Annotated in this window: 15 protein-coding genes; 1 reads left to right on the forward strand and 14 read right to left on the reverse strand. The window is 71.5% G+C overall.

What is annotated here, in order from left to right:
• Window positions 1-5: 5 nt before the first annotated feature.
• From M3C17_RS03920 to M3C17_RS03930, 3 genes are all read right to left on the reverse strand, one after another.
• Complete coding sequence (locus tag M3C17_RS03920) at window positions 6-2,261, reverse strand: ABC transporter ATP-binding protein (protein ID WP_259976337.1); 2,256 nt, start codon at window positions 2,259-2,261, stop codon at window positions 6-8.
• Entirely contained in the window at window positions 2,258-3,985 is a 1,728-nt protein-coding gene (locus M3C17_RS03925) for an ABC transporter ATP-binding protein (protein ID WP_259976338.1), read from the reverse strand. Before M3C17_RS03925 ends, M3C17_RS03920 begins: the two co-directional genes overlap by 4 nt.
• A 233-nt stretch (window positions 3,986-4,218) precedes the next feature.
• Window positions 4,219-5,280, reverse strand: a complete 1,062-nt coding sequence (locus tag M3C17_RS03930; RefSeq protein ID WP_259976339.1) for an enoyl-CoA hydratase/isomerase family protein — start codon at window positions 5,278-5,280, stop codon at window positions 4,219-4,221.
• A 111-nt stretch (window positions 5,281-5,391) separates the two neighbouring features.
• Here M3C17_RS03930 and M3C17_RS03935 point away from each other — a divergent pair, with 111 nt between their 5' ends.
• Entirely contained in the window at window positions 5,392-8,496 is a 3,105-nt protein-coding gene (locus tag M3C17_RS03935) for an ATP-binding cassette domain-containing protein (protein ID WP_259976340.1), read from the forward strand.
• 66 nt (window positions 8,497-8,562) lie between these two features.
• Here M3C17_RS03935 and M3C17_RS03940 read toward each other — a convergent pair whose 3' ends face one another.
• The 11 genes from M3C17_RS03940 to hemE all read right to left on the reverse strand — a co-directional run bounded on the left by M3C17_RS03940 (window position 8,563) and on the right by hemE (window position 18,158).
• Entirely contained in the window at window positions 8,563-9,012 is a 450-nt protein-coding gene (locus tag M3C17_RS03940; RefSeq protein WP_259976341.1) for a hypothetical protein, read from the reverse strand.
• Window positions 9,013-9,258: 246 nt separating this feature from the next.
• Window positions 9,259-10,581, reverse strand: a complete 1,323-nt coding sequence (locus M3C17_RS03945) for a glutamate-1-semialdehyde 2,1-aminomutase (RefSeq protein WP_259976342.1) — start codon at window positions 10,579-10,581, stop codon at window positions 9,259-9,261.
• Between the two features lie 103 nt (window positions 10,582-10,684).
• Window positions 10,685-11,662, reverse strand: coding sequence for a porphobilinogen synthase (hemB, locus tag M3C17_RS03950; protein ID WP_259976343.1), 978 nt, complete (start codon window positions 11,660-11,662; stop codon window positions 10,685-10,687).
• Window positions 11,659-12,456, reverse strand: coding sequence for a uroporphyrinogen-III synthase (locus M3C17_RS03955; protein WP_259976344.1), 798 nt, complete (start codon window positions 12,454-12,456; stop codon window positions 11,659-11,661). Before M3C17_RS03955 ends, hemB begins: the two co-directional genes overlap by 4 nt.
• On the reverse strand, window positions 12,453-13,454 hold the full coding sequence (gene hemC / locus M3C17_RS03960; RefSeq protein ID WP_259976345.1) for a hydroxymethylbilane synthase: 1,002 nt from the start codon (window positions 13,452-13,454) through the stop codon (window positions 12,453-12,455). Before hemC ends, M3C17_RS03955 begins: the two co-directional genes overlap by 4 nt.
• A gap of 5 nt (window positions 13,455-13,459) precedes the next feature.
• Window positions 13,460-14,140 carry a hydrogen peroxide-dependent heme synthase gene (gene hemQ / locus M3C17_RS03965; RefSeq protein WP_396819627.1) on the reverse strand — a complete coding sequence of 227 codons (681 nt, stop codon included), beginning with the start codon at window positions 14,138-14,140 and terminating at the stop codon, window positions 13,460-13,462.
• Between the two features lie 62 nt (window positions 14,141-14,202).
• Window positions 14,203-14,475 (reverse strand): hypothetical protein, encoded by a 273-nt coding sequence (locus M3C17_RS03970; protein WP_259976347.1) that lies wholly within the window; start codon window positions 14,473-14,475, stop codon window positions 14,203-14,205.
• Window positions 14,462-14,869 carry a phage holin family protein gene (locus tag M3C17_RS03975; protein ID WP_259976348.1) on the reverse strand — a complete coding sequence of 136 codons (408 nt, stop codon included), beginning with the start codon at window positions 14,867-14,869 and terminating at the stop codon, window positions 14,462-14,464. Before M3C17_RS03975 ends, M3C17_RS03970 begins: the two co-directional genes overlap by 14 nt.
• A 1-nt stretch (window position 14,870) precedes the next feature.
• Window positions 14,871-15,287, reverse strand: a complete 417-nt coding sequence (locus M3C17_RS03980; RefSeq protein WP_259976349.1) for a hypothetical protein — start codon at window positions 15,285-15,287, stop codon at window positions 14,871-14,873.
• Window positions 15,288-15,476: 189 nt separating this feature from the next.
• Complete coding sequence (locus M3C17_RS03985) at window positions 15,477-17,096, reverse strand: NAD(P)/FAD-dependent oxidoreductase (RefSeq protein WP_259976350.1); 1,620 nt, start codon at window positions 17,094-17,096, stop codon at window positions 15,477-15,479.
• 39 nt (window positions 17,097-17,135) lie between these two features.
• Window positions 17,136-18,158, reverse strand: a complete 1,023-nt coding sequence (hemE, locus tag M3C17_RS03990) for a uroporphyrinogen decarboxylase (RefSeq protein WP_259976351.1) — start codon at window positions 18,156-18,158, stop codon at window positions 17,136-17,138.
• Between the last annotated feature and the right edge of the window lie 28 nt (window positions 18,159-18,186).

Below are 18,186 nucleotides of genomic sequence, written 5' to 3' on the forward strand. Positions count from 1 at the left end.
AGCCGTCAGGCGCGAGAAGCGCCGTCCGCTCCGTCGTCGAGCAGCTTCCGTGCGGCCGCGGCCTCCGCGGCGGGAGTGTTCGCTCCCACCGCGGCCCCGGCGATGACGTCCTCCGCCTGCTCCTGCGCGCTCTCGTCGTCGGCCTCGCCCGTGACCACGACCGGCGTGGAGCCGGTGAGGGCCTCTTCCGCGTCGAGGTCGGTCGCCGCCTGCTCGAACTGCGACTGGTACAGCCGCCAGTAGGCGCCCTGCGCGGCGATGAGCTCGTCGTGCGTGCCCTTCTCCACGATGTCGCCGTGCTCCATCACGAGGATGAGGTCGGCGTCGCGGATGGTCGACAGCCGGTGGGCGATCACGAACGACGTGCGCCCCTGTCGAAGTGCGGCCATCGCGTGCTGCAGCAGCAGCTCGGTGCGGGTATCCACGGCCGAGGTCGCCTCGTCCAGGATCAGGATCGACGGCTGCGCGACGAACGCCCGGGCGATCGTGATCAGCTGCCGCTCACCGGCCGAGACGTTGGACGCGTCCTCGTCGAGCACCGTGTCGTAGCCCTCGGGGAGCGCATGCACGAAGCGGTCCACGTACGTGGCCCTGGCTGCGGCGAGCACTTCCTCGTCGGTCGCCGTCGAGCGGCCGTAGCGGATGTTCTCGCGGATGCTCCCGGCGAAGAGCCACGGATCCTGCAGCACCATGCCGGTGCGCGAACGGAGGTCGTCGCGGGTGATCTGCGAGATGTCCTGGCCGTCGAGCGTGATGCGCCCGCCGCTGAGCTCGTAGAACCGCATGATCAGGTTGACCAGCGTGGTCTTGCCCGCACCGGTCGGCCCGACGATCGCGACCGTCTGCCCCGGCTCCACCCGGAACGACAGGTCGGTGATGAGCGGCCGCTCGGGTGTGTACGAGAAGGAGACGTTCTCGAACTCGATGACGCCCTTGCCGTCCGTGAGCGCCGGGGCGTCCGCGTCGTCCGGCTCCTGCTCGTCGGCGTCGAGCAGGTCGAACACCCGCTCGGCCGATGCGGTGCCCGACTGCACGACCGCGGCCATGCCACCCAGCTCGGACAGCGGCTGTGTGAACTGCTGCGAGTACTGGATGAAGGCCTGCACGTCGCCGAGCCGCAGCTGGCCGTTCGCCACCATGAGCCCGCCGAGCACCGCGATGCCGACGTAGGTGAGGCTGCCGACGAAGGTCATGGCCGGCATGATGATGCCCGACAGGAACTGCGCCCTGAAGCTCGCCTGGAACAGCTCCTCGTTCTCGGCCTTGAACTTGTCGAGGGCGTCCTGCTCACGGCCGAACACCTTCACGAGCGCGTGACCGGAGAAGGCCTCCTCGACGCGGGCGTTGAGTCGCCCGACCTTGCGCCACTGCGAGCCGAACGCCTTCTGCGAGCGCGGGCCGATGACGCCGAAGATCACGCCCATGAGCGGCAGGGCGACGAGGGCGACGAGAGCCAGCTGCCACGAGATGGAGAACATCATCACGAGCACGCCCACCACGGTCAGCACGGCCGTCAGCGCGCCCGAGAGCGACTGCTGCATGGTCTGTGTGATGTTGTCGATGTCGTTCGTGACGCGCGAGATCAGCTCACCGCGCTGCACCTTGTCGAAGTAGGACAGCGGGAGACGGTTGATCTTCGCCTCGACGGCCTCGCGCAGACGCCACATCGTGCGGACCATGATCACGTTGATCACGTATCCCTGCAGCCAGCTGAGGAAGGCGGCCAGCACGTAGATCCCGAGCACGGCGGCGATCACCCAGCGCAGCGCATCGAAGTCGATGCCGTCGCCGACGGCGAAGTCGCCCAGCGCCGAGACCTGGTTGGCGAAATCGGTCTGCCCGGCGCCGCGGAGAGCGTCGACGACCACGTCCTGCGGGGTCCCGGCGGGGAAGCCGGGGAAGTCGCCGTTCGGCTGCCCGAGCTGGAGGGAGATGAAGCCGCGGTAGACGATGTTCGTCGCCTCGGCCAGCACCTTCGGCGCCGCCACGGTCAGCACGACGCCGATCGCCCCGAGGATCGACACGAACACGAACCAGACGGCCGACGGCTTGAGCAGCCCGATCATCCGGGCGAAGCTCGGGCCGAAGTTGTCGGCCTTGCCCGGAGCGACGCTGTCCCAGCCGCCGCCGTTCTGGCGCGCTTGCTCGGCGAGGTCCGCCTCGTACTGCTCCTCCGGGGTGAGCTCGCGCTCGACGGTCTCGGCTGCGGCGGAACCGCGCGTGCGCTTCGATGCGGCCTTGGTGTTCTTCTGCGCGCTCATGCGTCCACCCCCAGCTGCGACTCGACGATCTCGCGGTATGTGTCGCTGGTCTGCAGCAGCTCCTCATGCGTGCCGACGCCGACCATGGTCCCGCCCTCGAGCACGACGATGCGATCGGCGTCGGTGATGGTGGAGACCCGCTGCGCCACCACGATCTTGGTGACGTGGGGCAGCTCTCGCCACAGCGCCTGCCGGAGCCTCGCGTCGGTGGTCAGGTCGAGCGCCGAGAACGAGTCGTCGAACACCAGCACCTGCGGCTGATGCACGATCGCGCGCGCGATCGCCAGACGCTGCCGCTGGCCGCCGGAGACGTTCGTGCCGCCCTGGGCGATGCGAGAGTCGAGCCCGTCGGGCATCTCCTCGACGAAGTCCCGCCCCTGAGCGATCTCCAGCGCGTGCCAGAGTTCCTCGTCCGTGGCGTCCTCGCGGCCGTAGCGCAGGTTCGAGGCGACGGTGCCGGTGAACAGGAACGGTCGCTGCGGCACGAGGCCGATGCTGTCCCACAGGGCTTCGACGTCGGCGTCGCGCACATCGGTGCCGCCCACGTGGACGGACCCGCCCGACACGTCGAACAGACGCGGGATGAGCGAGACGAGAGTGGTCTTGCCGGATCCGGTCGATCCGACGATCGCCACCGTCTCCCCCGGCTGCGCGGCGAAGCTGATGCCGGTGAGCACCGGCGCGTCCGCTCCGGGATACGTGAACTCGACGTCGTCGAACGCGACCGCACCGGGCATGGGGAAGGCCGTGACGCCGTCGGCGGGCCGCACCATGCTCGACTCGGTGTTCAGCACCTCGCCGATCCGCTCGGCGGAGACCGCGGCGCGCGGGATCATCATCGCCATGAAGCTCGCCATGATGACGCCGCCCATGATCTGGCCGATGTACTGCATGAAGGCGAACAGGGTGCCCACCTGCACGGTGCCGTTGTTGACCTCGATGCCGCCGAACCAGATGACGGCGACGACGGTGACGTTGAGGATGAGCATGAACAGCGGGAACAGGAGCACGAACAGCGAGCCGACCTTGCGCCCGACGACCATGATGTCGGTGTTGGCCTCGCGGAACCGCTCCTCTTCGATGCGCTCGCGCACGAAGGCCCGCACCACGCGCACGCCGGTGAGCTGCTCGCGCATGACCCGGTTCACGTTGTCGAGCTTGCCCTGGTAGCTGCGGAACAGCGGCACCATGCGGCCGATCACGAGGGCGGCGAGCAGCAGGAGCACGGGGACGGAGACGGCGATCAGCCAGCTGAGCCCCGCGTTGGTCTGCACGGCGAAGATGATGCCGCCGATCGCGAGCAGCGGGGCGGTGACCAGCATGGTCGCGCCCATCATCGCCAGCATCTGCACCTGCTGCACGTCGTTGGTGTTGCGGGTGATCAGGGATCCGGCGCCGAACTGCGAGACCTCGCGCTCGGAGAAGCCGCTGACCTTGCCGAAGACGTCGGCGCGGATGTCCCGCCCCGCGCCCATCGCGGCGCGGGCGGCGAAGAAGGTGGCGATGACCGACGCCACGATCTGACCCAGCGACACGGCGAGCATGAACAGGCCGGTGCGCCAGATGTAGGCGGTGTCTCCCTGCGCGACGCCCTTGTCGATGATGTCGGCGTTCAGGCGCGGGAGGTAGAGGGTGGCTGCCGCACTGGCGAACTGGAACACCAGCACGGCCAGGAGGAGCCACTTATATCGGGAGAGATAGCGGAGGAGGATTTTTCCCAGCACAGGCGGACTTTCTCGGAGGAGGAGGGGGTGGGTCCACCGGCAGACGGATGCCGACCGACGACGGGCCACAAGACAGAGTGCCACGAAGCGGGGACATTCGGATCCCCCTCGGGGAGGACCTTCGCTGACAGCGAACCTCTTGCGGCGGCATCAGCCGTTTTCTGCACCGCGGCGAACAACACGGACCGGGTGCCGCGGGCCGATGTCGCGCCCGCTCCCTCGGCCGCGACCGCTCAGAACAGCGCGGGCTGGGGCACGTACGCGCGCGCCGCGGCCCCCGCGTCGGGCTCGAGCTCCGCGAGCGTCGCCGGCTGCCACTTCGGGTTCCTGTCCTTGTCGACGAGCTGCGCCCTGATGCCCTCCACCAGATCCGGGTGCTCGTTCACGAACCACATCACCCGTCGGTACTCGCCTTCCAGCGCGGCCCGCAGCCCCGGCAGCGCCCTCGCCTCGCGCACCGCGTCCAGCGTGACGGCGAGTCCGGTGGGCGCGAGCCCCTCCAGGAGCTCCGCGGTCGCAGCGGCCTCCTCCGTGCCCGCGGCGTGCAGCCGCGCCAGGATCTCGTGCACCGTGTCGGCGGAGAACACCTCGTCGATCCACTCACGCGCCGCCGGCAGCTGCGACGGCTCCGGTGTCTCGTCGAACAGCAGCACGATCTCGCTCGGACTCGTGGGGTCGGCGCGGAACGCCAGCGCCTCGCGCAGCGCGTCGAGCCGATCGGACGGCACGAAGTGGTCGGCGAACCCGAGATACACCGCATCGGCACCGCTCATGGTGGCGCCGGTGAGGCCGAAGTACTCGCCGAGCCTCCCCGGTGCGCGTCCCAGCAGCCAGGTGCCGCCGACGTCGGGCGTGAATCCGATCCGCGTCTCCGGCATCGCGAGCCGCGAGCGCTCGGTGACCACGCGGATCGCCGCGTGCCCCGCGAGCCCGATGCCACCTCCCATGGTGATGCCGTCGGCGAGGGCGACCACGGGCTTGGGGTACTCGGCGATCATCGCGTTCATCGCGTACTCGGCCCGGAAGAACTCGGCGGAGCGCTCGGGGTGGCCGGAGACGATCTGCGCGTGCAGTCGACGCACGTCGCCGCCCGCGCACATCCCGCGCTCGCCGGCGCCGTCGATCAGCACGATCTGCACGTCGGAATCGTCGCGCCAGGCGACCAGCGCCCGCGTGATCTCGGCGATCATGTCCTCGTCCAGCGCGTTGATCGCCTCGGGACGGTTGAGCGTGAGCCGACCAAGCGCTCCTTCCGTGCGAACGAGGACACGGGAGGCGGCGGCGGTATCGGTCACGCGTGCCAGGCTACCTCGTCACCAGGGGTGGTATTCCGCACGAAATGCGGGATCCGGGGCCGATTTCCGGCAGGATAGGGGGAACTGCCCACCCGCAACGAGAGGTCCCGGATGCCCGAAGGACAGGTGCTCGAGTTCACGAACGTGACGAAGCGCTTCAACGAGCTGACCGCCGTCTCGGACTTCTCCGCCCGCGTCGAGCCCGGCGCTGTCACCGCGTTCCTCGGCCCGAACGGGGCAGGCAAGACTACGACGCTGCGCATTCTCCTCGGTCAGGTGCGTGCCACGTCCGGCACCGCCACGATCGGCGGGGTCGCGTATCCGGAGCTTCGCCAGCCGCTGCGCACGATCGGATCGGTGCTGGAGGAGACCGTCTACCGGCCGCGCCGCACCGCCGCGCGGCAGCTGACCATCGCCGCGAAGGCCAACGGCATCCGGCTGTCCCGCGTCGACGAGGTGCTGTCCCTCGTGGGGCTCGACGGCGAGGCCGACTCCCGCATCGGCGGCTTCTCGCTCGGCATGCGCCAGCGTCTCAGCGTCGCCGGCGCCCTGCTCGGCGATCCCGGAGCGCTGGTCTTCGACGAGCCTGCCAACGGCCTCGACCCGGAGGGCATCCGTTGGATGCGCCTGCTCATGCGGCGCCTCGCGGACGAGGGCCGCACGGTGCTGGTGTCCTCGCACGTGCTCAGCGAGATCGAGCAGGTGGCCGACCACGTGCTCGTGCTCTCCAAGGGGCGGCTCGTCCTGTCCAGCGGCATCGAGACCCTCGCGGACCCCGCCGGCGGCGCAGTGGTCGTCGACGCCGTGGACCGCGAGGCCCTCACGACGGCTCTGACGACCGCGGGCTTCGACGTCGAGGTGCTGCGCGGCGGTCTGACCGTGCGCGGCGGCGACGCGACCACGGTGGGTGCGGTCGCGGCCGAGGCCGGGATCGCCCTGAGCACGCTGGTGCAGCGGGGCCCAACGCTGGAGGACGTCTTCATCGACCTGATGCGCGGCGGCCGCTTCGGCTCCGCACCCTCCGCGACGGCATCGCTGGATGCGCCGACGGCGGAGGGCACCGCCGGCGGAGCCGCCGATGCCGGTGTCGCCGCCGCAGCACTCGCCGCCGGAGGCGCGGCCGCTCTGGCCGACGACCTCAGCGCCGAGCGCCTGCCCGACGGAGCAGAGACGGCAGCGCACGACGAGGCCGATGGCAACTCTGAGCAGTCGGGTCCCGACGTGCCGGATGCCGACGTGACGAGTGCCGATGTCGCGGATGCCGACGCGACGGGCACCGACGCAGCGGGCACCGACGCGACCGATGTCGACGTGGCTGCCGTGGATGGCGGCGCAGCCGCAGGGGCGGCAGCAGCTGAGGCCGAGGGCGCCGGGTTCGCCGCCGGCGCCGGGTTCGTCGGAGGCGTCGCGCCGACCCGCCGGGCGGCTGCGGCCTACCGCGCCGAGCACGCCACGGACGCGTCGGCCGACCAGGAGTCACCCGCGCGCAGCGCCGACCACGGAGCCTTCGGTGACACCGACTCCGCTCACGGGGCGGTCTCCGCCGAGGACGATTCCCCCGCAGGCGGGGCCGCGGTCGACGCGGACTCGCAGGTGACCGCCGACGCCTCCCTCGACCCTGCCGATGAGGCGCCCGCAGAGGATGCCACCTCGCAGGAGATCGCCGCCTCGCACGAGGCCGACGCGCATGCCACCCTCAACGAGGCCGACGCCTCCGACGCGGACGATGCCGACGCCCGCACCGCGGACGTGAGCCAGGACTCCGTCGAGAGCGGGATCGACGACGCCGATCACGCGTCCGCGGACGACACCGCGGGCGAGGTCATCGCCGAGGTGACGATGGCGGACCACACGCCGGGTGTCGTCGCGGTCGAAGAGGCCACGCCTGCCGTGACGCTGGCCGACGCCGCTCCCGGCGATACGGAGCGCGAAGAAGCAGACGAAGACGCGGGCGCCGACGCGACCGCGGGCGACGCACAGCCGGCACGCTCATTCGACGAGATCCTGTTCGGCGCTGCACCGTCTCCGACTCCGGTCGATGAACCGAGCCAGGCGGTGGCCGACGTGTTCGCCACCACGCCCGACGATTCCTCGGCTGCCACCGTGGACGCGGATCACTCCGACGCGAGCGCCTCTGACGCCTTCGGCGACGACGAGGGTGCGCCGGAGGACGACCACGCGGGCGTCGAGTTCTTCGCCGATCTCGACGGCGCGCTCGTCGAGGACGACACTCCGCAGGACGCAGGCTCCGACGCCGAGATCGATCACACCAGCGGCGACGGCGACTCCCCCGCCGATTCTGCCCGCACCGCCCTCACGGACGATGCACCGATCGACAGCGACGCCGCGACGGACACCGGCGACGCACACACGCACGATGCAGCGGGCGACAGCCACGCCGCGACGGACGCCGGAGACGGACACACGTACGACGCAGCGGGCGACAGCGACTCCGCGACGGACGCCGGCGACGCACACACGCACGACGCAGCGGGCGACAGCGACTCCGCGACGGACGCCGGCGACGGACACCTGCAGGGTGCAGCAGGCGCTGAGGACGAGGACCCGGCGGATCCAGACGGCACTCGGAACTCCGACTGGTCGGGCACCGAGACGGCGACTCCTTTCGACGCCACGCGATCGCTGTCCGATGACGAGGACGACCCCCGCGCGGCCTCCGTGAGCTCGATGCTCTCGGCCGCAGCGCGGGCCTACTACGAGGACGAGCCACGGGACTACCCGTTCGCTTCGGCGGATGAGGCCGCCAGGGCGGGTGAGGGAGCCCATTGGAGCGTCGCCTCCACAGGCGTGATCGACACCGTGCCCCTTTCGGAGCCCGCCAGCGACACCACCGCTGACTCAGGCGAACAGCCCGACAGCGCGCATCACGACGGCGCAGGGCACGACGGCGAGCAGCGCGAACAGCACGACGGCGGAGAGCACGACGGCGAGCAGGAACAGCGCGACGCGGGTGCGCACCACGACGGCGAACAGCACGGCGCAGGGCACGACGGCGAGCACCACGAACAGCACGACGGCGGAGAGCACGACGGCGCGCAGCACGAACAGCACGACGGCGAGCAGCAGGGCGCGGACGAGCAGCACGACGTCGATGCGGAACACGACGGCGAGCAGGAACAGCGCGACGCGGGTGCGCACCACGACGGCGAGCAGCACGGCGCGGGCGAACACCGCGACGGCGAACACCGCGACTGATCCTTCCGGATACGCGGAACGCCCTCCCAGCTTCGGCTGCGGAGGGCGTTCTCGTGTGCGCGGTTCTCAGGCCGGACGGGGGCGGATCACCGGCCGGCGGCTGCCCTTCGAGACGGGGGTGGGCGCAGTCGCCACGATCTCCTCGACGCTTGCGGGCTCTTCGGACACGTCGAGCCGGAGAGCCTGCGTCAGAGCGAGGCCGTGGCGCGTGGTCAGGATCAGGCGTCGGTACTCGGGGTCGCCCTCGAGGTCGATCACGACGCTCGGACGCCGACGACGGATGAGCACGAAGTCGAGACTGCCGGCGGCCTTCCAGCTGCCAGCGGCGAGGATGCCCGGGATGTGCGTCCCCGGGTTGGGCACGCCACGCAGCCAGGTCCAGGCGTCGTCGGTCAACTGCACCTTGGTGATGGTGTCCCGCGGGATCCGGACGTTCTCGCGGTGGAAGGTGGCGGCCCGTTCGATGGGCGAGAGCACGACTTCGAGTTGCGTCTGGTCCAGCAACAGGGTCACCATGCCACCCAGTCTGCCAGCGCGGCGCTCCCGGTTGGCTGGAAGTTGCTCACAGGAACGCAACGATCCCTTGTCGCGTTCCACCGACGGGTCTCGTCGGGCCCGACCCCGCTGTCGCGCGCCAGCGCTTCCCGGCGCCACTCGGAAACGACGACGGGCAGCACCCGCACCCGCGCACGACGCGCGGTCGCAGGGGAACGACGACGGGCAGCATCCGCACGGCCGCGGAGGGCCGACCGCGAGCGCCGGTCAGGGGCGTGCGGCTGCGGCGGCCTCGGCAGCGACCGGGAGCGCCGCCTCGATGCGCTGCAGCTCCTCGTCGCCGTGCGCGGCAGTAAGGAACCAGGCCTCGAACACGCTCGGCGGCAACGCGATGCCCTGCTCCCGCATGGCGTGGAAGAAGGCGGAGTAGCGGAAGGACTCCTGTGCCTGCGCCTCGGCGTAGTCGCGCGGCGCGGAGGCACGGAACGAGGCGTTGAACAGGTTGCCCGCGGCGGCCACCGCGTGCGTCACACCCGCAGCCGTGAGAGCGGCGTCGAGCGCGGTCGCCACGCGGTCCGCGGCAGCATCCACCGTCGCGTACACCTCAGGGGTCGCGAGGCGCAGGGTGGCGAGGCCGGCGGCGACCGAGAGCGGGTTCCCGGAGAGCGTGCCCGCCTGGTAGACGGGACCGAGGGGCGCCAGCAGGTCCATGACCTCGGCACGGCCACCGAGGGCGGCGAGCGGCATGCCCCCGCCCACGACCTTGCCGAACGTGACGATGTCCGGCAGGTAGTCCTCGCCCGCCGCGGCCTGCAGGCCCCAGAAGCCGGCAGGGTGCACACGGAAGCCGGTGAGCACCTCGTCGAGGATCATCAGCGCGCCGTGGGCGTGCGCGGTCTCCGCGATGAAGCGGTTGAAGCCGGGCAGCGGGGCGACGACGCCCATGTTCGCCGCCGAGGCCTCCACGATCACGCCGGCGATGCGCTGGCCGTGTTCCGCGAACACCGCGGCGAGCGCGTCCCGGTCGTTGTACCCGATCACGAGCGTCTGCGCCGCGATGGGAGCAGGCACTCCGGCCGATCCGGGCAGGGCCAGGGTCGCCACGCCCGATCCGGCCTCCGCGAGCAGCCCGTCGGAGTGCCCGTGATAGTGACCGGCGAACTTGACCAGCAGGTCGCGACCGGTCGCACCGCGCGCGAGACGGATCGCCGTCATGGTGGCCTCGGTCCCGGTGGACACGAGCCGGACGCGCTCGATCGGGCGGATCTCCCCGAAGCGCACGCGATCGGCGATCAGCGCCGCCAGTTCGACCTCGCCCTCGGTGGGCGCCCCGAAGGACAGCCCGCGTCCCGCGGCCTCCTGCACCGCGGCGACGACCTCGGGGTGCGCATGCCCGAGGAGCGCCGGCCCCCAGGAGGCGACCAGATCGACGTACTCGCGACCGGCGGCATCCGTCACCCTGGCCCCCTTCGCGGAGGCGAGGAAGCGGGGCGTCCCGCCGACCGACCCGTACGCTCGGACCGGCGAGTTGACCCCGCCGGGGATCACGGCCCTGGCAGCGGAGAACAGGTCGTCATTGCGGTCGGTCATCACACAGCTCCTCAGGATGCACGGAGCTCTCCCGGCATCCCTTCAAGGCTAACCCGGCGCGGGGACGCTCAGCGCCGGCGGCGGGCGAACGGGCGTCGGCGCCTCAGCCGCGCAGCCAGCGCGCGGCCTCCGTGGCCCAGTAGGTGAGCACGGCGTCGGCCCCCGCCCGGCGGATGGAGAGCAGAGATTCCCGCACGGCCGCCCTGCGATCGATCCAGCCGTTCGCGGCGGCGGCCTCGATCATCGCGTACTCCCCGGACACCTGGTACGCCCACACGGGCACCGGAACGGTATCGCGCACCTCGCGCAGCACGTCGAGGAACGCCATCGCGGGCTTCACCATGACGATGTCCGCGCCCTCCTCCACGTCGACCACGGCCTCCCGCACGCCTTCGCGACGGTTGCCCGGATCGAGCTGGTAGGTGCGACGGTCGCCCGTCAGCTGCGAGTCGACAGCCTCCCGGAACGGCCCGTAGAAGGCGCTCGCGTACTTCGCGGCATAGGCGAGGATCAGCGTGTCGGTGAAGCCCTCGGCGTCGAGCGCTCGACGGATCACGGCGACCTGGCCGTCCATCATCCCGGACAGCCCGAGCAGCTGCGATCCCGCTCGTGCCTGAGCCAGCGCCATCGAGGCGTACCGCTCCAGGGTGGCGTCGTTGTCCACCGAGCCGTCCGTCGCGAGCACTCCGCAGTGGCCGTGATCGGTGAACTCGTCCAGGCACAGGTCGGTCTGCACGACCAGGGCATCGCCCACCTCGGCCGCGAGCGCCGCGGTGGCCACGTTCAGGATCCCGTTCGGGTCGTCAGCGCCGGAGCCGCGTGCGTCGCGAACGGCGGGCACACCGAACAGCATGACGCCACCGACCCCCGCCTCCGCCGCGTCGACGGCAGCCGCGCGCAGCGAGTCGAGCGAGTGCTGGGCGACCCCGGGCATGGAGCCGATGTCGACGGGCTCGGACAGCCCCTCGCGCACGAAGAGGGGCAGGACGAGCTGTCGGGGCTCCAGCGAGGTCTCGCGCACGAGATCCCGCACGGCCCGGGACTGACGCAGTCGGCGCAGACGGACGTCGGGGAAGCTCACGGCGCGAACTCGTCTGCCGCGTGCGGAAGCGTGAACTGCGAGACCGCGTCGATCAGCGCATCGATGGTCTGGCGATCCGCGACCACCGAGACCGGGAGGCCCGCGCGCTCGGCGTCCTTCGCGGTCCGCGGCCCGATCGCCGCGAGCAGCGTCTCGTCGGGGATCTCCGGGAACTGCTCGCGCACCTGCTCGGCGACCGAGCCGCTGGTGATGAGGATGGCGTTGATCCGGCCGTTCTCCACGTCGCGGCGGATGCGCTCCGTCACGGGGACGCCGACCGTGCGGTAGGCGACGACACCGTGCACGTCATGACCGGCATCGGAGAGCATGATGCTCAGCACCGGCTTCGCGATCTCGCTGCGCAGCGCCAGGATGCGCCGGGGCTCCTGCTCCAGTGCGATGAGCTGCTGCGCCATGCCCTGCGCCGAGTTGTCCTGCTCAGGCACGAGGGCGACCTCATAGCCGACGGCCTGAAGAGCAGCCGCCGTGGTCTCGCCCACGGCCGCGATCTTCGTCGACTTCGGCACTACGGCGCGATGCGCGAACAGCACGTCGACGGTCGTGGCGCTCGTGACGGTCAGCCAGTCGAACTCGCCCGCGGCCAGCTGCGCCAGCGCCTCGTCGAGCGTGGCCTGATCCGTCGTGGGGGCGAAGTTGATGAGCGGCGCGACGACGGGCACCGCACCGAGCGCACGGAGGCTCGCGGCGACGCTGTCGCCCCACGGTCCGCCTCGGGGCACGAGGATGCGCCAGCCGTCCAGCGGTCGGTCCTGCTTGATTTCGGAAGTGGTCATGAGGATTCGGGGTGCTCTCGGGGGACGAGGTCGGCCGCCCCTTGATCGAGCAGCCGACGGGCAACAGCGAGCCCGAGCTCGCGCGCTGCGTGCATCGGGCCTGCACCATCGGCAGCATCCGCTCCATTGCCACTGCCGTTCCGACGAATATACTCCCCGTTCAGGACTTCCGTGACGTCCAGCCCGATCCGTCGACTCCCGTCCGGGGCGTAGACGACCGTCCTGACGCGGATCGAGGACCCCTGGACCTGTGCGTGAGCGGCCATGGGGGCTTGACAGCCGGCGTCCAGACCCTCGAGGATGGCCCGCTCGACGGTGACCGCAAGCCGGGTGTCGGCGTCGTCGAGCTGTGCGAGGGCAGCACGCAGCTCCTCCGGCGCGTCCTCCCGCGTCTCCACGGCGAGCGAACCCTGCCCCGGGGCGGTCGGCCACTCGGCGAGGCCGAGCTCCTCCCGCCGCAGAGGCGAATCCGCACCCAGACGCGACAGACCGGCCGCCGCGAGGATCACCGCATCCAGCTCGCCCGAGGCGACCCTCGCCAGACGGGAGTCCACGTTGCCGCGGATGTCGACGACCGTCGCGTGCGGTGCCCGGCGACGCACCTGCGCGATGCGGCGCGGCGAGCCGGTGCCCACGGAGGCGCCGCTGTGCAGCTCATGCAGCGGCACGCCGAGTCGCGTGAGCACGACGTCCCTGGCGTCTTCGCGGGGCGGCGTGGCCGCGATGACCAGCCCGTCGGGCACGGCGGTCGGGAGATCCTTGAGGGAGTGCACGAGGAAGTCGCACCGGTCGGCCAGCAGCGCTTCGCGCAGTCGGGTCGCGAAGACGCCGAGCCCGCCGATCTCCGACAGCGACGCACGGTTGGTGTCGCCCTCACTGGTGATCGGAACGAGCTCGACGCGGCGGCCCGTGACCTTCTCGAGTGCGGCGGCGACGTGACCGGACTGGGCCTGCGCGAGCGCGCTGCGTCGGGTGCCGAGACGGATGGGGGTGGTCATGGGTCTTACTGCAGCACGTCGGCGATCTCGTCGAAGCGCAGTCGGCGCCCGGTGTAGAAGGGCACCTCCTCCTTCACGTACATCCGCGCGTCGGTGTACCGGAGGTCGCGCATCATGTCGACCAGGTCGGTGACGTCGTCGGCCTCCAGCGGCAGCAGCCACTCGTAGTCGCCCAGCGCGAAGGCGGCCACCGTGTTCGCGATGACCCCCGTGAACGCGGCACCCTTGCGGCCGTGGTCGGCGAGCATCGCGCGGCGCTCGGCCTCCGGCGCGAGGTACCACTCCGGCGTGCGCACGAACGGGTACAGGCACAGCCAGTCCTTCGGCTCGATGCCGCGGAGGAAGCCGGGCACGTGCGAGCGGTTGAACTCGGCGTCGCGGTGCACGCCCATCACGTTCCACACGGGGAGCAGCGAACGCAGCAGCTCCGTGCGGCGGAGGCGGCGCAGCGCCTTCTGCAGACCCTCGGCCGTGTCGCCGTGCAGCCACACCATGAGGTCGGCGTCGGCCTTCAGCCCCGAGACGTCGTAGAAGCCGCGCACGACCACGCCGGAGTCCTCGATGTGGGAGACGATCGTCTCCAACTCGGTCGCGTCGTTCTCGGTCACCGGGGCGTCGGGATTGCGTCGCCACACGGCCCAGAGGGTGAAACCGGACGGATTCTCTTCACGCAGGTCGGACATGATCCCAGTCTGCCCCCTTTGCGGAGGAGCCGCTAATCAGGGGAATACTGCTCGGCTCGCCGGCCTCAGCGGGCGATGGCGCGGGCGATCGCCCACACCGCCCCGCCGACGACAGCGGCGATGCCGACGGCCGCGGCGACCGCCGCCACGGGGTGGCGGTCCGCGAACGCACGCGCCTTCACGGCTGCGCGGGCCGATGCCTTCTCCACGCGGCGCGGGATGTTCCCCTTGACCTCGATCGCGGCGAGCGCGGCCTTCAGCTCGGCGCGCGCCGAGGTGACCGGGTCGACGATCCCCGCCGGGACGGCAGTACGCGGCAGCGACTCAGGGGTGCTCATCGCCGGCCTCCTTCACGATTCGGATGTCCTCGGCGACGGCCTGTGCCGGGTTCTGGCGCTTGAGCACCTTGCGGAACTTGAGGATCCCCAGCAGGGCGAACAGGAGCACGGCCAGGATCAGGATGCCGAACACGGCGATCGCCGACAACCACACCGGCCACCACGACGACAGCCCGGCGATCGCGAAGACCAGGATCACCGGCACGGCCCAGAACAGGAAGAACAGCGCGACGAGGAACCACACGGAGCCGACGCCCGCGTCCTTCGCCGTGCGGGAGACCCACGCCTTGGCGGCGTCGATCTCCGCCTTGACGAGGTTGGTGACCAGCTCGGGCAGATCGCCCAGCAGAGTCAGCAGACTGTCGTCGGCGCGGTCCCGGTATCCGCGGGGCATGTCAGTCGCCGGACTTCTGCGGCGCAGGCTTCGAGGCGGCGTTCGCAGCGGACTTGTTCGCCGCGGGCTTGTCCGCGACGCGCTCCTTGACCTCGTCGACCGCGTCCTCCGCAGCGTCGGAGACCTCTTCCGCGGCCTCCTTGCCCGAGGCGATCACCGCGTCGAGCTTCTGACCCGGGGTGCCATCGCCCTTGACCGACTTCACGATCTTGACGGCACCGGTCCACACGGCGCCGGGCACGGCCGCGGCCTTGTCGCCCACGAAGTCCTTGACCTTGTCGACCTGCTCCTGGACGGGGTCCATGTTCCAGACCTTCAGCCACTGCGTCTTGATCTGCTCATAGCGCTCGCGCCCTGCACGGGTGCCGAGCACATAGCCGACGCCGAGTCCGACGACGAGTCCGATCTTCCCCTTCATGGGGTCTCCTCACGTTGTTCCGGCCTTGGTCCGTCCGGTTCGGACGCCGGTCAGCGACGCCTCGGCGCCGTGACCAGGTACCCAGAGTAACGCCGTATGCCGATTTCGGCATCTATGCCCCAGAGGGTTGACATCGCGACCCTCTGCACTCTCGTCGGCGGAGACGCGCGCACGGCGACGAGGCCTCCGTCACTCCCAGAGCAGCGCACGCCGCAGCCGATCGGCGGCCTCGGTCGCATCGGGGACGACCTGGGCGAGCCCGGTCCCCGCGAGCCAGGCCCCGACCGCTGTCAGCCCTGGCACTGCCTGGATCGCCTCACGCGCCGCCTCACGGCGCGCGCCGGAGCCGATGATCGACGCGGGCTGCGACTGCACGAAGCGACCGCGGTGGCCGGCGACCACCTGCCCCGCGCCGAGCGGGACGCCGAGCAGGGCGGCGGCCTCCCGTCGGGCCAGGTCGATCGCGGCCTCGTCATCGAGCCCGGCGGTCGCGGCGGGCTCCCCCTGGGCGCCGAAGGAGACCCGGACGATCTCCCGCTCGCCCGCGGCCTCGCGCACCCACGACCACTTCGCGGTGGAGTGGGTCAGTGCCTTCGCGGTGTGGCTGCCCGGCACCGTGAGCACTCCCGTGCCGCGCGGCGCGTCCCGCAGCGCCGGCGCATCGAGCAGCAGCGTGACGATCTCGATCTCGGGCGACGCGGCCTGCTCTGCCGCGGCGAGCGTCGGCACCGCGGCAGCCAGCAGCTCCCGCGCCACGCCCTCGGAGGTCGCGACGATCACCGCGTCCGCGGCCAGCACCTCGGATACAGCGCCCGCCGCAGGAGTGCCGGCCGCATCCGCCCCGGTGCGCTCCGCAGGAGTGCCCGTCGCAGGAGCCGCAGTGCCCGCCGCAGGAGTTCCCCGTGCGTCGTCCGGGTCCGCGGACGCGTCGGCGTCGTCCCACCGCGGCTGCTCCGTCTCGACCTGCCACCCGCCGTCGCGCCGCTCGACCGTGCGCACTCGCACGCCCGTGCGCACGGTCGCGCCGAGCTCTGCCAGATCCGCCGCGAGCGCCTCGACGAGGCCGTACATGCCTCCGCGAAGACCCTCGACCGCCGCGCCGGGGGCCTTCGCGCCCGATGCCGCACTCTCGCCGCGGAGGGCGAGCACCGCGCCGGACAGCGAGCCGACCCTGGTCAGCGCCGCGTTGAGCCCGGGGGCGGCCACATCGACGTCGACGTCGTCCGGCGACGCGGAGTACACACCCGTGGTGACCGGAGCCACCAGTCGGTCTCGCACCTTGGGGCCCATACGGGAGGCGACCATCCGGCCGAGGCTCAGCTGGTGGCCGATCGTGAGCGGCGGTCGCAGCCGGTCCAGGTAGGCGCGCCAGGCGCCCGACCAGCCGATGATGCGCCGCACGTCGTCCTGGAACGGATTGCCCGGGATTCCGAGGATGCCGCCGACCGGCAACGGCGCGGCACCGGTGCCGGGGATTCCGGCCAGCCACGCTCCCCCGGCCTGCGGCGTCACGATGCGGTCGGCCAGGCCGAGCGCCTCCACCAATGCTCGTACGTGGCCGCCCCTGGTCGCGTAGCTCTCCGCCCCGGCATCGAGCACGACGCCGTCGAGGTCGACCCGTCGGATCGCGCCGCCGAGCTCTTCCTCCGCCTCCAGCAGCGTCACGCGCATGCCGACGCCGGCGCACTCCCGCGCCGCGACCAGACCGCTCACGCCGCCGCCGATGACGACCACGTGCTTCTCCGCCGCGCGTGCGGCGAGGTCGGCGGGCTCGGCGGAGGGGTGGGCATCGGAGGGTTCAGAGCTCATGCCGACCATCCTTCCACCGCCCTCGCGTGCCGCGCGGCCTCAGCCGCCGTGAACCAGCTCGACGATACGGGTCAGCTGGTCGGGGTCGGTCTCCGGCGGAACGCCGTGACCCAGGTTCAGGATGTGCCCCCTGGCCGCGCCGCCACGACGGAGCACATCGCGCACGTGCTCCTCCAGCACAGGCCAGGGTGCGCCGAGCAGCGCCGGGTCGATGTTGCCCTGCACGCTCACGTCGGGACCCAGGATCGCCGCGGCCTCGTCGAGCGGCAGCCGCCAGTCGACGCCCACGCCGTCCGCCAGGCCGTCCAGGCGCATGTCCGCGAGGAACGGTCCGGTGCCGACCCCGAAGTGGATGGTCGGCACGCCGATCCCGTCGAGAGCCGCCCGCGAGTGCGGGGCGACGAAGGAGAGGTAGTCGGCCCGGCTGAGCGACCCCGCCCAGCTGTCGAAGAGCTGCACGACGGAGGCTCCGGCGTCGCGCTGCGTCTCCAGGAACCGTCGCGACACCCGCGCCAGCCACCCCGCGAGGCGATGCCAGGCATCGGGGTCGGCGTGCATCATCCCCCGCGCCCGCAGGTGCTCCTTGGACGGGCCGCCCTCGACCAGGTAGGCCGCGAGGGTGAACGGCGCCCCGGCGAATCCGATGAGCGGAGTGTCGCCGAGCTCCGCCGTGACGATGCGGACCGCCTCCGCGATGGCCTCGCCGTCGAGCTCGTCCGGGTCGATCGCCGTGATGCGGTCGACGTCGGCACGGGTCCGCACGGGGTTCGCGAAGACGGGTCCGCGCCCCGGCTCGATCTCGACCTCCACCCCGGCCAGGCGCAGCGGGATCACGATGTCGCTGAAGAACACGGCCGCGTCGACCCCGTGCCGACGCACCGGCTGCAGCGTGATCTCCGCCGCCAGGTCCGGTGTCAGGCACGCGTCGAGCATGCGCGTGCCCACCCGCAGCTCCCGATACTCGGGGAGCGAGCGCCCGGCCTGTCGCATGAACCAGACGGGGGCCGTGGCGGGGCGGTCGCCCGTGAGGGCGCGCAGAAGCGGGGCGTCGGAGAGTGCCATGCAGCCATCCTCCCATCCACCCGCTATG

The organism is Microbacterium sp. p3-SID336 (assembly GCF_025143365.1).
Classification (GTDB): Bacteria; Actinomycetota; Actinomycetes; order Actinomycetales; family Microbacteriaceae; genus Microbacterium.